At 56.8% G+C, this 14,617-nt stretch carries 10 protein-coding genes; 1 reads left to right on the forward strand and 9 read right to left on the reverse strand.

Annotation, left to right across the window (positions count from 1 at the left end; all coding sequences use genetic code 11):
• The first annotated feature begins 183 nt into the window (after positions 1-183).
• On the forward strand, positions 184-2,757 hold the full coding sequence (locus tag A4A58_RS27575) for a hypothetical protein (RefSeq protein WP_139069957.1): 2,574 nt from the start codon (positions 184-186) through the stop codon (positions 2,755-2,757).
• A 43-nt stretch (positions 2,758-2,800) separates the two neighbouring features.
• On the opposite strand, the gene A4A58_RS27580 is transcribed toward A4A58_RS27575, so the two are convergent.
• The 9 genes from A4A58_RS27580 to A4A58_RS27620 form a co-directional block, all read right to left on the reverse strand.
• A complete protein-coding gene (locus tag A4A58_RS27580) occupies positions 2,801-3,502 on the reverse strand; it encodes a class I SAM-dependent methyltransferase (protein ID WP_068738502.1) in 702 nt (233 codons plus the stop codon).
• A gap of 162 nt (positions 3,503-3,664) precedes the next feature.
• On the reverse strand, positions 3,665-6,949 hold the full coding sequence (locus A4A58_RS27585) for a hypothetical protein (protein ID WP_139069958.1): 3,285 nt from the start codon (positions 6,947-6,949) through the stop codon (positions 3,665-3,667).
• Positions 6,950-7,015: 66 nt separating this feature from the next.
• Positions 7,016-7,630, reverse strand: a complete 615-nt coding sequence (locus tag A4A58_RS27590) for a class I SAM-dependent methyltransferase (protein WP_244499889.1) — start codon at positions 7,628-7,630, stop codon at positions 7,016-7,018.
• A gap of 31 nt (positions 7,631-7,661) precedes the next feature.
• On the reverse strand, positions 7,662-8,555 hold the full coding sequence (locus A4A58_RS27595; protein WP_081422103.1) for an NAD-dependent epimerase/dehydratase family protein: 894 nt from the start codon (positions 8,553-8,555) through the stop codon (positions 7,662-7,664).
• Between the two features lie 38 nt (positions 8,556-8,593).
• Positions 8,594-9,862, reverse strand: a complete 1,269-nt coding sequence (locus tag A4A58_RS27600) for a nucleotide sugar dehydrogenase (RefSeq protein WP_068738294.1) — start codon at positions 9,860-9,862, stop codon at positions 8,594-8,596.
• Positions 9,859-10,785, reverse strand: coding sequence for a Gfo/Idh/MocA family protein (locus tag A4A58_RS27605; RefSeq protein ID WP_068738296.1), 927 nt, complete (start codon positions 10,783-10,785; stop codon positions 9,859-9,861). Before A4A58_RS27605 ends, A4A58_RS27600 begins: the two co-directional genes overlap by 4 nt.
• A 74-nt stretch (positions 10,786-10,859) precedes the next feature.
• Positions 10,860-12,413 carry a PfkB family carbohydrate kinase gene (locus tag A4A58_RS27610; protein WP_068738298.1) on the reverse strand — a complete coding sequence of 518 codons (1,554 nt, stop codon included), beginning with the start codon at positions 12,411-12,413 and terminating at the stop codon, positions 10,860-10,862.
• Entirely contained in the window at positions 12,406-13,416 is a 1,011-nt protein-coding gene (locus tag A4A58_RS27615; RefSeq protein WP_068738300.1) for an NAD-dependent epimerase/dehydratase family protein, read from the reverse strand. The genes A4A58_RS27610 and A4A58_RS27615 overlap by 8 nt, the downstream gene beginning before the upstream one ends.
• On the reverse strand, positions 13,413-14,414 hold the full coding sequence (locus tag A4A58_RS27620; RefSeq protein ID WP_244499890.1) for an NAD-dependent epimerase/dehydratase family protein: 1,002 nt from the start codon (positions 14,412-14,414) through the stop codon (positions 13,413-13,415). Before A4A58_RS27620 ends, A4A58_RS27615 begins: the two co-directional genes overlap by 4 nt.
• Between the last annotated feature and the right edge of the window lie 203 nt (positions 14,415-14,617).

The following is a 14,617-nucleotide window of genomic DNA, read 5'->3' on the forward strand; positions in this document are numbered from 1 at the left end:
GAAAGAGTGCTACAGTGGCGCTTCTTTTTGCTTTTTTTCGGCGATATATTACTACATCATCGAAAAGAGAACCCTAAGTCGTAGGGCGTTGGGCGCGGTCGCGAACAACAGCTGCGCCAAAGCAATTCACCGAAATTGCACTGATCTACTGCAGAACGCGGTGGTGCGGACAAGGATCGTATTTTGCCTACCATCCCCCAATTGAAGATATCAGACACGTCCAACTCCATCTCAGCCGTCAAAGCAACCTTAGAAAACCGCTACCTCGTTCTTCTGACGGTTCTCTTCATCCTCTACTTGTTGCCGACCCTATGCGGGTATCCATTTTGGCCCGGTGCCGCCACAACGGCGAAAGCGATCAGGTACGACAATATTTGGGATATATTGACCTTTAGTGCCGACCATCGGCCAATTCGTGAATTTATCGCTAAAGAACTTTGGTCAGGTCGGCTGCCACTATGGATGCCTCACAACATTCTCGGCCTGCCGATCCTCGAGCAATACGAGTATCAACTCCTCAATCCGCTGGAATGGCTCACTTATCTAGGGCACGACATTTGGTGGACCGTTTTGCTTTGCGCTTATCTATTTGTTGGCGCGCTTGGCGTCGAAGCGATAGCGGAGGATCTCGGGGCAAGCAGGCTCGCCGCTATTGGTGGCGCTGTCTCATACGTTGCAGCTGGTCATATCCCACTCTTCTATAGCGTACCCTCTTGGTACGCCGTGACTCCGATCCTTCCGTGGATACTGTACTGCATTTCCCAACTGATAGCATGTCCACGATCAGCGAAGCATTTTGTTGGCCTCTGGCTATCTGTTGTGCTCCTGCTACTTTCGGGCCAGCCACAGATTATACTATGCACTTGCTATTTTACGGCCTTCTTCTTCATCGCGTTCCTTACCATTGACACCAAGAATGACTACGCTAGAGCTAGGTCTGCCATCGCTGTCTGTTTAGCGGCTTGCGCATTAGCTATTTTGACGGCAATGCCGCAGATTATGCCATTTGCCGAGTTCGTAGTTTCAAAAGATGCATTCACTGGGCACCCGTTTGATCTGAGCGGATGGAGGATTACTGCCGTCAACCTCTTGAATCTGGTTTTCCCTTGGTCGATGGGAGTAACGCCTTACGAAAACTGGACTCATGACGTCGCAATACGTCTGAAGCCGTCCGAAGACTTCCCGATTACCTACTACGCTGTCGGCAGCCTATTGGCATCAATGGGCGTCTGTCACGCTTTCCGCGCGCACACCGCTCAAAGAAAGCGCATGATCTACGCTGGTACCGTCATCTTCACGTTGTGCACCATTTCTTTTTACGGAATGCTTAACTGGCCTGTTTGGCCATTCGAATTCGTCCATCTAGCCCGCTATACCTGCCCGGTGCTAGCGGCTCTGCTGTCCGTGATGATCGCTCTAGGCTTGACCTCAATTGAAAAACATACCCGCACCGATGCCATTTTGTCCTTCGCAATTATAGGCATTGGAACTCTTACCCTTGGCTACATTATACTATCAAACTACCGCAGCGAAATCGTACGATCGTTCTCGATTCTCGAACAAGTCAGCATTTTAAGCATCACCTCCTTATTGTCTGCATGCGCTGTGACTTGGATGGTAATTCGCCCAACATCGAGGACAGCAGTTGCTGCGCTCATTATATTCATTGCAGATGCTACGCTTCAGATTCGATACGGCTTCACCCTCGCAGGCGACAGATATCGCTACATCCCCTTCTTGATTGCGTTGATCACAGCGATATCGTTCAATTATCGTAACACCCGGCTTCTTGCTCCGATCATTGGCAGCATTGGCGTCATAGTAGCAGGCTGGGTGTACTTCTATATCAAAGAGGCGAGGCCTTGGCCTGCTGCCGAGATTCCAAGAGCTGGTTTGCAGAAAGGCGATCGCATCGCAACAAGTCTGCTTGCCCTCTCAGCCGACAGCAACATGAATTACGACCTAAACGTTCTCGGATCGAGGAATCCAATCACCTTCAATAGCCTCCAAAAATTTCTTTTCCAGCCCGGGCTGGATATCGCGAAAGACGCGCCTCCCATCACAACTACGATAAGAGATTGGCGTGGATTTTCGGATCTAACAACCGGGCCAGAGCAGGAGTTAATTCGCTGGACCTCCTATTGTGCATACCGCACTCGGTTCAACGCAATCTCGGTGAACAAAATCGTCGCCTACCGCGGCGGAACCATTGACGAGATCGCCAAATATCAAGGATGCGAGAGTGGACTAGCCCCAATCGACCTTGGCAGTGCTCGATTCTCTGGATACGTCGACGAACAGACTACACCTCGCGCGTATCTTGCCAGCTCGTGCCGACCAATCGGGCCGAATGATGTCTCGCTCGTCGTCAGAGACATTCACAACATTTCAACCGCTCCATTCGTAGAAAATAATGGAGAACTACTGGCCTGCGAATCTGGCCAACGGTCGTCCGCGAAGCCACTTACTGTTCGAGATCTATCTCCAACCATCGTCGAAATTGACGTGCCTAACGATGCATCAGGGCTAGTTGTCCTCAACGATCAGTATTTCAAGGGGTGGGTGACATATGCTGATGGATTGAAAATAACTACTTATCGAGTTAACTCAATAATGCGTGGAGCCATAATTCGAGGTGGTACCAAAACGATCAGATTTGAATATGAGCCAAACTTTATGCCTTACTTGGCCGCAAGCCTCTCCAGCCTTTTTCTTGTCCTCATCTTAACACTCTCGATGCGAAAAAGAGCAATGTAGGATCATCGATATTGCTGCCGAATCTCGGCACTAGAAGCTAATTTTAAGCTTTCTTGTTGCAGCAAAGCGCCAGTACATAATGTGCCATCTTGTGATAACCAACATGCAGCACTTCATCGTTCATACAGAACATAAAAACGTTGTGGAAATGCCGCTGCATCGTCTCCTTGAGCGCCGGCTGACTCTTGCAGTTAACGTGTCCTTCCTTGCTCAACTTTGATGCGTAAGGCTGACTCTCCAGAGACGGCATACCGATGATCATGGTGCCATTGGGATCGAGCGATGCGGCCATGTTCGACAGGAACAGATCCTCGTTCTCCGGAACAATGTGCTCAAGGACGTCGAGCGCGTACATACCGTCATATTGGCCCTGCGGCGGACCCGACAGCATGTCGTGGACGAAAGCGCCTGCCAGCTCCCAGCCTGCAACGCTACGGCGCTGCGCTTCCTGAATGAAGATCGGGTCGAAGTCCGTCACGGTCAGCTTGCCCACCTCCTGCTGAACGATACGGCTTGGAAATGCGTCACCGCAGCCGACCTCCAGCACATTCTGGCAGCCAGTGAGCATCCGCGCCGCGAACTTGTAACGTGCAAAGGTGAAGGTCAGCCGCTTCGGATCATCGTGCCAGGCTTGATTCATCATCAGGCCGAGTTCTGTGCGCCCGTGATGCTCAGCGACCTCCAGCAACCGATTGTATTGCACTTCACGGGTCGAGGCATCGTCAGCACGCTCGGGAGATGACATGATTTCTTCCTTCAGATCGAACTCGGGCAACCTGGCCCAACCATATTTGACGATGCAGACAACCTGCTCGGATTTGTCAACAGCAGTGCACCTTGCAGACCACGACAGCGCGGATGATGTCAGCTCCGGGTATTGCCAACAGACTTCTTTTGACCGACCGCTTCAAGGTTGTATTTCCTTGATCGTCAATTGTTCCAGGCCGATCCCGAGAGCACGGTTGTCCGCCGATACACCCAGGCTTGCCGGAGACGTAGGACTGGCAATCTCGAAAGAAAGCCGAAGGCTCGAATGACCGGCCAGGACGGACCTTGGGATCCGGGCCGTAACGACACGCGGGGAATCTGCTGCTGAAAAGGCCCAATTTGCGATGGGCTCGCCATTGGCGAGTACGCGGACACTCTGCTCTTTCCCGGCTCCTGGCAGAAAACTGCGGACCACCGCTTCGAGCACGAAATCCGCCGCCACGGCTTCACCTGGAAGCGGCAGCGGTGGCAAGGTAGCACGCCGGCCGACCGTCCAGACCCCCCATGCTTCCCGCCCGCCCCACCCGGCCGCGATGCTCGACAGATTGCTGTCCGTGAACAGACCGGAGGCCAGCACATTCGGACATCGCGTCAGCGCCGGCGCCCCTGTCGCATCAGTATGACTGACCCAGACGTTGCCAGATTTGGGGTCGCTGACACCATCGACGGATTCAACCCAGGCCCGAACCCGAACACTGCCATGGAAACCTGATGGCAGTTTGAAAGGGACATCACCGTTGGAGGTCTGAACGACTTTCATCTCCGGCGCCGCCGCGCTGCAACTCGCTTGCGTCCCGACAAGAAGCTCGAATGTCCGTGAGGTGACCGGCGCCTCCGGACGATGGCGCACGATAGGCAGCCCCTGAATGAGCCAGCCATCGTCGCGCAACTGAACCTGGGTCTCGATCCCTTCAAGTCGCGGGCGCGATTTGCCAAGCTCCACGATCGACCAGTACCGTGCGGGCGTCGCATCTGCCGCCACCACTTTGTCGTTGAATGGCGACTCCCTCCATTTTTCTGTCTCGCTGTCGCAAAACAGAACGCGGCCGGCAGAGCGCGAAGGATCGCGCAAGGCCAGCGCCGTATCGAAAGACTGCATCTTCATGCAGGCGTAGTATTGCGGATACCGGTAGTCGCTATTGGAGCTCCAATCAGCGAACCAATGATACGATCGATCTGTCAGACGTTGCTCCGCATCACTAGTTGAATCAATCGACGGCTTCTGCATGGCGTCGATGTAAGCCCAGCTGCGGGTGTAATAGGCCACGACCGCGGCATAGTTATTGACGGCGAAGGAAGCTCCCTTGAAGGGAGGCTGTGTCAACGTCCGGGCGAACGTGAGATAGTTCGATGGAAGCAGCTTTGCATAATACATCTGGACCTTGATCCAGAGCAGCGAGGTCGTCGCGATGGCAAATACGACACACACCGGCACCCAGATACGGCTGGCTTTGAGGCTCCATTGGAAATCAAGTGCTGTGAAGGCTCTGGAATATCTGCAGCCGGCAACGGCGACAGCGCAGATGGCAATGGCAGGAATAAACATCAGAAAGAATATTGCGAAGGGTGCCAGTCGCTCCACATACCCGCTGAAAACGTATCCCGGTGAAAGAACGTAGATGGTGGCATAGCCGGCAAGACCGAGCGTAAACAGCGCCAGCGAACGACCAATGAAGGTCTTCCACGCCTCACCAAACGACTGGCGTGCTCCCATGACCGCAAAGGCCATCCCGCCGGCGGCGGCCAATAGAATGGCTACCCTGACCAGAATTCGCACCTCCGCGCTCTGATAAACCATCAGCCAGACGTCGCTATAGTTCTGATCGAACATCCGATAGCTTCTGGCGATCAGGACGGCGATCAACACCGACGTCATTGCTCCACGCACGACCGGTAGCAGGGACGGAGAAGCTAAATGGCCAAGCGCGAGCCCCACCCCCGTCAGAACGAGTACAAGAATGAGATCGAAAGAACGTAAGACCATCAGGTCAGCGAGCCGCTGCACAATCGGCACTTCAAAGATGATGACTGCGAGCACAGCTACCATCATCGCAAGCAGTGAAAAGATCGCAGCCTGACCGACGACCTTGACCACCGGATGATACAGATGGCCGACAAACATAACTAACAGCGATGCGACCATCGCGACCAACAACACAAATCTCATGCCGGGATACGGCGAGCTTGGCACCATTCCGAACACAAGACCGACCGTCAACAATTCGTGCAGGACAAGGGCCGCACCGGCCACGAGCGTAGCGAGACCGGCGCAACGCACCAGCTGAACGTGGCGATCAGGACTGAGGCCCACGGCGCTCCAGAAGCCAAACATCGCGTGACCTTGCCCGACGCCTCCAGCAGACAAACCGGCGACACAAGGGCGTGGCCTTCTCTCGAGGAATGAGACGATGACGCCGATCAGCGATGCACAGACGAGTATGAAGAATGCCGGCGTCCAGACCTGAAATACGCCGGCGCCAATGGACCTGGCAAATGCAGCCATCGAGCGAAGCACCGCGCCGTCCCTGAAATTCATCCAGAAAACGATGTTGTGGTTGTGAAAGAATTCACCGATCGACTCGACCGACGCGCCGTTTGCGGCCGCATTGCGGGCCAGGAACGTCGTGGTGAAGTCCGTCTTGATAACATCCAAGCCCATTGCCAGGACGAGTTGCCCGAACAGCAATCCGATGCCAGCGACGAGGCCAGTAGCCTGCACGGCATAGAGTGCCACAATCCGTTTTGGCTTTCCCCAGTGCAGCCAGAGACCCAGAAGACCTGCAATGACCGATACGTAAGCGGCGAATATCAATTCGAAGTAGAACAGCAGAAAGAACAATGTGCCAAGAAGTGGGTAAGGCCACACTTTGCGTTCCTCGGACGCGCCGACGATGGCGAACCAGGTTCCGAAGAACAGGAATCCGTACCAAACGCGATAGGTGACGACGTGCCACTGCGCATAAAGCAGATAATCGGAGAACAGCAGCACGCAGAAAACGAACGCAATCGCGGGGTGCGTTATTTTCGCAATCGATGCGTAACAGAAGTACAGCGTCAGATTGCCGATGATCAGCGTTGTCACAATCACCTGTGCCTCAACCGTCCGCGCGCCGAGCGCGTAGATCAGAAAGCCGAACAGGCGGGGCATGTTGCCCTGATGGGTATGAAAGTACGGATGGGCCGCCGCAGAAAAACTAAACGATTCGTCAGTCAATCCGAACGATTTCCAGAACGAGAAGCTGTAGAGATTATGCGCATGCCACCAGACCGAGAACGTCTCGTTGCCATCCATAACATAGGGCACGAAAGACGATCGTATCAAAAACCAGCCGTAATATAGCTGATGCAGGCAAACCAGAATCCAGAACAACGTCCAAAAAGGAGAGAGAGTGTCGCGTCCTCGCATGGAAAAGGCGCGGAGCATGTCAGCATCCGCCTTGCTGGAACGAGTGGTACAGATCAGTTCTGGCCGATGCTCCCATTGCACACGTCATTGAAGCACCGTCCAATAGTAATCTCCGGTGTAACCGCAGGATGCGAATAGCGCTTCCCAAGCCTCCGGCATGTAATAGCTCTTGGCCGTCAGCATCCAGTCTTCGAACAGCTGCCGTTCCGCGGCGCTGCGGTAAGCATCGACCTGGATGAATCCCTGCCCCTTCGACACCCGCTGCAGCTCGCGGATGGCTATGGCACAGTGCTCGGGATCAAGATTATGGATGGTGTTAATGCAGATCACCGCATCAAAGCTCCGATCGGAAAAAGGCAGCGCATCGCAGGAGCCCCGCACGGTTCGCCCCGCGACATCCGCATGTGCGTGCGTCAGCGCATATTCCGATATATCCAGGCCATAGACCTCGAGGCCGGGACAGACATCGGTGAGATCCTTGACCAAAAATCCCTTGGCGCAGCCGACATCGAGCACGCGGTCACCAGGCTTCAGTCCAAAATGGGTAACGAAGGTCTGCGCGATCGGTACCCATCGTCCGTCATAACGATAGCCGCCATAGCCCTGCTCGCGCGGCCCGTCGAAATACTCGAAGCCAAATTTTAAAGCCAGTTCGCGATTGGCTTCCTTGCCCTGGACACGCTGCGCGATGTCGCGCACGGCCTTGGGATAGGTCTTGAGCAGGTTGACCTCAGCCATCGCTCCTGCCCTCGCCGCGCCGATGCACCTCTGCCACGACAGCTTCCAGCGACTGGAAGTGGAAGTTCGGAAACGCCTGATGCAGCGCTGTGACATCGAAGTGCCGATGCGTCACCGCACCACCACCGCCCGAAAAACTGACTTCGGCCGGCGGGACGAATGTCGCGGCGACAAGACGAGCAACCTCGGCAAACGAATGGGATCGGCCCGAAACCGCATTCAGCAGGCCCGCGGACCGGTGCACCAGCACAAGCCGGATCAGTTCAGCCACATCATCGGCGAAGACGTGGTCGCGGGTTTCCTTGCCTTCGCCGCCCAGCGTGATCTTGCCATCCCTGGCGGCCTGCCGACGAAACCGGTTCGGCCCATAGGAATTGTGCGTATCGTCGGCAGCGCAAACCAGCGTGCACCGCAAGATCGCCAACGCATCGGCCTGCACGGCGCTCATCATGATGACCTCGCGCGCCTTGTGCATGACACCGTAGAGATCGAGTGGATCGGCCGGCGTCGTCTCATCAACCGTCCCGTTGCCAAAAGGATAGACGGCATCCGAACTCATGTAGATGACGTGCCGACATTTGACGCTGGATACGGCACTGGCGACCGCCTCGGCCATCCGCAGGTTTTTCATCAAGGTGGCAACGTCACGCCCCTTGTCTGGTGTCAGCGCCGACAGGAACACCACGGCATCGTCAGCCTTGAGCAGGCGCTGCAATTTATCGCTGGCGTCCGCAGCCTGCAGGTCGATATCCGCTGATCCGACGCCGAGCGCCACGACCCCGTCGGCCTTGAGACGCGCCAGGAGCGGCTTGCCGAGCACGCCGCCAGCACCCAGCACGACAACCCGTGCGGGTTTTTCAGGGTGAGCATTTTGATGGGCCAGCATCTCGTTGTCTCCAGATCGGCTTCGAACAAGCGGCGCGGTCAGGAGACCCCGAGCTTATGATATTCAAGTCCGGCAGCGAGCGCGGCGCGGCGATCGAGCATGCCATATGGATCAATTACGACCTTGCCACGGAGGCTTTTGGCAAGACTGCCGATGTCGATCGTGCGAAATTCGGGCCAGGGCGTCATGATGAGCACCACGTCGGCACCAGCGCAGGCCGCAATCGGATCGGCGCTGGCGGTCAGCGCCGGGTGCCATTGTGCGCGGGGCGCCACGACGGGATCGTAGGCCTGGATGCTGAACGGCAGCAGCGCCTCGATGAGGGCGACGGCCGGCGAGTTCTTCACCGAATCTGTATTCTCTTTATAGGCAAGCCCCAGCACGGCAATCACCGGATCCGTAGCATGGCACAGCACGGCGGTATGGAGCGTGCGAAGCGCCCAGTTGCGACGATAGCCGCTGTTGTGCTGCCAAGCGCGCACGACGCCGGTCGATGTGCCCAGCGCATCGCCAAAATTATTGAACGTCGCCAGATCGCGTTCGAGATTGCCCCCTGAAATACCCATTCCAGGGCTGATATAGGCATAGGCACCGATGCGCCGGTCGAGTCTGAGCGCGGGAACGATCTCGCCGTAGTCGGCCCCGATATTCTCGCACAGCTCGGCGATGGTGTTGGCGCAGGTGACCTGCGCCACCAGCACCATATTGATCGAGATCTTGCATAGTTCCGCGCTCTCGTAGCGCATCGGAAGAATCGGACACTCGAACGCAGCAAGGTAGGTCGCCAGCGACGGCGGCAACGGCACGGCGGGATCCGCGCAGCCAACGATGAAGCGTTCGGGATACATGGCACGCTCGATAGCGCGCCCGAAGATCAACGTCTCGACCTGATAGTACCGTGTCGCCAATGACCGGCGCAGACCGCGGGTGAAGCCCGGCGGCACCTGACTGAGGATGACCAGGATCGCAGCCGGCGCCATCGCCTCACCGACGCGATCGATCAGGCCGCGGATCGGACCGAGGTCGCTGGTGCCCTTGTCGTCAGTCGGCACGTCAGGCGCGACATAGATTACATCGCAAGCCTTGAGCATGCCCGGATCGGTCGTGAACGTCAGTTGCGCACGGCGGCGTGCAAACATGTCCGGGAGATCCGGTTCGACCACGGGAAGCTCGCCGGCATTCAGCGCACCGATACGCGTAGCATCGGGATCGAAGCAGATGACGTCAAAGCCGCGCTCGGCCGACGCCACGGCGGAATTCAGGCCGAGATGCGTCATTCCGGCAAAGCCAATCACGGGTTTGGTCATTGTCCCTCGCCCGACAAAGCGGCAGCACCGAGTGAATTCAGCGTCCGGCTGATCCACATATCTGTCTCGAGCGCGGAACCGCCGTTCGTACACAACGATTTAAAATGATCATACTCCAGCGCCCAGGTCGGATCGGCCTGCACCAGCGTCACGGCATCCTCGTCCGGCCGTCCCGATGGCAGCACACGGCCGCGCTGGATGAATGTGCTCGGTCCCCATTTGCAAAGTGACGTAATGTGAGCACTGCCTTTCTCGGCGTGGACATCGGCATAGAAGTGATTGCGCCAGCTGAGCAGCGATGTTTCGAGCTGAAGCAGGGGTTTTCCGGCGGCACCAAACGTGACGTGATCGAATGACAGATTTTCGAAGCGAGATGCCGAAATCACTTTGAAGGGCTGCGAAATCGGTCCGAGCCAGAACGATAGCGTATCGAGCAAATGCGAGCCGAGATCGAATAGCACGCCGGTGCCGGTATCCCGCCACGGCGATGCCTTCACCTGTGCTGCGGTGCCGTTTCCGTAATACATACGGACCGTATAGATCTCACCGAGCTTACCGGACTGGATGAGATCGCGCATGCGCACGAAATGCGGCTCGAACCTGTGGTTATAAGCGGTGTAACAAACCGTACCGGTCTTCGCTGCCAGCGCCGCCAGCGCGCTAAGATCCGCTTCGCGCTCGGACAGTAACGGCTTCTCGACAAGCGCATGTTTGCCATTGCCGAGCAAATAGGTCAGGAGTTCAACCTTCGGATCGTCCGGAACGCACAACAGAGCCGCGTCATACGAACTAAGCGGCACGTCTTCGATCCGACGATACCCTGCATCGGGAAGCACGGGATCAACGATAGCGACGACCTCCGGCCCAGCGATCGCGGTCCGCTTTCGACCCTGAACGCCCAAACCGATAACGACGACGCGCATTCCCGTTCACCCCATAAGACCCAAGCGGAGCGAGCTTCGTTCCGCAAAATTGACGTCGATCGATCGTGAGCGGCCTAGCTCAGAACGGCAAGGCGCTCGATCGCATCGATCTTCTTTCGCATCGCATCCAGCGTCACCGGGATATTGCCGTCATGCTCGCATTCGATACCCGCGGCGATCGAGCCGAGGATCGAGGCAATGATGTCATTGCCCGTCAGCTTCAGCGCCAATGACGAATAGGCGAGCAGTGCGTCGCCTGCACCGACAGCATCCACCACGCGATCGACGAAGCTGTCGATCACGGCGAAGGTGCGCGGATCTTCCGGCGGTCGCGTACGGTAGGTGAGAATACCGCGATCGCCGAGCTTGAGGATCAGCGTCTTGCAGTTCGCCTGGCTGAACAGGCTGGTGGCCAACGGGCGCACGTGAGAATCTTGATCGCCGAGTGCAAAGCGCGCTTCGCGCTCGTTCGGCGTCAACAGGTCGAAGCCCTGGAACTCAAGGATATTGCCCCAGCGGCTGGCGACCTGGCTGTCCGCCACCTTGAACAAGCCCTGCGGAATCGCGCCCGTCAGGATCGGAACCGTGGAGCGATTGAAGACGCCATGCCGGAAGTCGCTGAACACCAGAACATCGGTCTCGATTTCGGCAATCTGGCTGCAGAACTTCGCGCAGATCTTGTCCGAAATGGTGCGGTTGTCGAGGGTATCGACCTTCAGCATGCGATAACCTTCGGTGATGATCGCATTCTTGTTGGTCGTGGGGCGGGTCGAGTCAGGGATATCCTTCATGACGACACCGGCCGCACGCAAATCCTCGCGCACGAAGGCTGCGTCGGCGTCATCCCCGAGAACGGTCGAGAATGTCACTTCAGCGCCTGCCGCCTTGAGATGCTTGGCAACGATGCCCGCACCGCCCACATAGCTGTCCTTGCGCTCGAAGCGAACGCTGATCGTCGGGGTCTTCGACTGACCGCCAATCATGGCGCAATAGGTATAGCTGTCGACGATGGTGTCGCCGACGACGTGGGCGCGCATGCCCTTGAACTTGTCGAGAATGGTGCGAAGGTCATTGAACGTAACGCCCTCCTCCATCATCAGCATGTTGAGCTTTTCGAGCGAGATATCCGGCGGCTGCATCTCGATCAGTGCCGACGACGAGTAGACGACGTCGCCCGGCGTGAAAATCACCTCGCCGCCGTAGCCCTCCAGGATGCCAATTTCATCCTGCGTCTTCGGGTGGATCTCGTTGTCCTTGCCGTACTCGTAACCCTTGGCGAAATAGTCGGGTTGAATTGCGGAAATATTGTCGAGTGGTGTCGAATTGCGATCGATGATGACGTAATCGACCATTTCCAGCGCGGCCAGATTGAGCGCACGAATGTCTTCCGGAATGTAAGGCCGCATATTGGCCTTCATGATGTGGCGATCCGCGGTCAGGCTTGCGACCAGCACGTCACCCTTGCTCTTGGCATAGATCAAATGTCGGATGTGACCAGGGTGCACGACGTCGAACACGCCGTGGCACATGATGACCTTCTTGGCCCGCGGACGCGGCCCGACCAGCCCGACTATTTCGTCAAGGGTCTTGACCTTGTGGCTGAGTAACTTGCGACTTGCCTCATCCATTGCCGTCAGCCTTTGTCATATACTGGAACCAGACCTTGCTTGCCTGCGCGATTGACTGCGGGTCCCACAACGGGGCTTCACGCCAGTAATCGATCTGTTCGAGAATCGTGCCCACCCCCTCTTCGAAGCTGACGCGGGGGCGCCAGTCCAGATCGCGCGTAATAGCGGTGATATCCGCATAGGTCACGTCGGGTTCGCCTGGTCGCTTTGGAATGTAGACGACCTCGCCACCCAGCAGAGAAACAAGTTTGTTGACCGGCTGCGGATTGCCGGCGCCGAGATTCCAGATACGGCCCGTCAGATTGGTTTCACAAGCTGCGACGAAAGCTGCGGCCACATCAGTCACGTAAAGGAAGTCGCGCGACTGGGTGCCGTCGCCGACAACGGTGAACGGCTTGCCTGCGATCTTCTGTCGCAAGAACACGCCGAACACGGCACCATAGGCGCCCGAGGTCCGCGACCGCGTGCCATAGGCATTAAAGATACGGACGGAATTGACCGGAAGGCCGTACACGTCGTGCCAGTGAAGCGCGGCCTGTTCGCCGTGATACTTGCTTAGCGCATAGGGATATTTCGGACGGATCGGATGATCCTCCCGCGTCGGCGTATCGGCAAGACCGTAGCAGGATGACGAAGCGGCATACACGAACTTGGAAACGCCTGCCTCGCGGGCACATTCAAGAACCTGCACGGTGCCTTGCCCATTGACGGACATGTATTCGAGCGGCTGCTCGATCGACGGCACGATGTCACCGATGCCGGCGAAGTGAAACACCCGATGAGCCCCCTTGAAGATCGAGGCTCCCGTCTCAAGTGCACGAATGTCGGACTTCAGAAAATGCAGTTTCGAATTACCGGCGTGGTGCGCGAGATTGATTTCGCGACCGCCGACCAGATTATCGATCACCCGAACTTCATAACCACGATCGAGCAGCAGATCGACAACATGGCTTCCGATGAAGCCGGCGCCGCCGGTGACGACGGCAACCTGTTTGTCGCTCATGCCACTTCGACCGTCTTCATGTTCTGCACATTGAAATACAGCGGATCATCGAAACTGTTGGGCAGGTCGCCGCGCGCAAAGGCCTTGCATAGATCGCGCACAGCATCTTCCACCGTATGCCTCGGGCGATAACCCAGAACCCGGAAGATTTTGTCCGAGTTGATGTGATAGGACCGATTGTCGTTGGTCTCGGTGCGAACGATTTCGATCGGCGGCTTGTTAGGGAACTGCTCCTGGACGACATTCCGCACGATCTCTGCAATCTCCATGACCTTCAGGTTCTGGTAACCGATATTGAAGGTCTCTCCGTCGATCTTCTCCGCGGGCGCTTCGATCATCAGCTTGTAGGCCTCGACCATGTCCTGGATATGCAGGTTCGGACGACGCTGGTCGCCACCGAACACAGTGATCTTGCCACGATTGACGGCATGGTTGGTCAGGATGTTCACGGTGAGATCGAGGCGCGTACGCGTGCTGTAACCGCAAACCGTCGCCGGCCGAATTGTGACGCAGGTGAAGCCCGGGCCGCGATGCTTCCAGAGCAGCGGCTCGCAGAGCCCCTTGAACTTGTTGTACAGCGTCAACGGAACCAGCGGATGATCTTCCGTCACGTCGGGCGCATCACTGACGCCATAAACGGAGCTCGACGAGCAATAGACAAAGCGGGACACGCCGGCCTTCTTGGCCGCGATCACCATCGGCTCGAAACAATCGTAGTTGATCGATTCGGACAGGCCCGAATCGAGCTCGAAGCTAGGATCGTTAGAAATGCAGGCGAGATGAAGGACCGTATCGACGCCCTCGAAGTGCTTGGCAAGCTTGGCGGTATCCCGGATGTCGCCTTCGACCAGCGTGAGGCTCGGGTTGTCCTTCGGCATCTTGCTGTTGCCGTACCACATCATGTCGTAAACGACGACAGAGTAACCGGCATCAAGCAATTGAGGCGTCAGCATATGGCCGACATAACCCGCACCGCCTGTGATCAGAATCTTTTTCATCGCCATCCCCGTAAGCACTTAAGCTCTGAAAGCTATCAACGACTGATTGAGCTGACCGCCAGTTTCGGTAGATCACCATCCACGAACCGCGAGCACGTTCCTTGGGGGTTCTCAGGACTCTTGTCAAGATTGTGGCAGTTTTCGCAACTAAATAATGCCGACGCATCAGTCCGCTCAAAACGGTTCCGGAACGCTGCTGCCTC

It is taken from the genome of Tardiphaga robiniae (assembly GCF_001618955.1).
GTDB lineage: Bacteria > Pseudomonadota > Alphaproteobacteria > Rhizobiales > Xanthobacteraceae > Tardiphaga > Tardiphaga robiniae_A.

What these genes read in the sequence shown, in the direction of transcription:
- A4A58_RS27580 (WP_068738502.1), bottom strand. Translation starts at nt 3,502, where the DNA reads ATGTCATCTCCCGAGCGTGCTGACGATGCCTCGACCCGTGAAGTGCAA.
- A4A58_RS27585 (WP_139069958.1), bottom strand. Translation starts at nt 6,949, where the DNA reads ATGCTCCGCGCCTTTTCCATGCGAGGACGCGACACTCTCTCTCCTTTT.
- A4A58_RS27595 (WP_081422103.1), bottom strand. Translation starts at nt 8,555, where the DNA reads ATGCTGGCCCATCAAAATGCTCACCCTGAAAAACCCGCACGGGTTGTC.
- A4A58_RS27600 (WP_068738294.1), bottom strand. Translation starts at nt 9,862, where the DNA reads ATGACCAAACCCGTGATTGGCTTTGCCGGAATGACGCATCTCGGCCTG.
- A4A58_RS27605 (WP_068738296.1), bottom strand. Translation starts at nt 10,785, where the DNA reads ATGCGCGTCGTCGTTATCGGTTTGGGCGTTCAGGGTCGAAAGCGGACC.
- A4A58_RS27610 (WP_068738298.1), bottom strand. Translation starts at nt 12,413, where the DNA reads ATGGATGAGGCAAGTCGCAAGTTACTCAGCCACAAGGTCAAGACCCTT.
- A4A58_RS27615 (WP_068738300.1), bottom strand. Translation starts at nt 13,416, where the DNA reads ATGAGCGACAAACAGGTTGCCGTCGTCACCGGCGGCGCCGGCTTCATC.
- A4A58_RS27620 (WP_244499890.1), bottom strand. Translation starts at nt 14,414, where the DNA reads ATGAAAAAGATTCTGATCACAGGCGGTGCGGGTTATGTCGGCCATATG.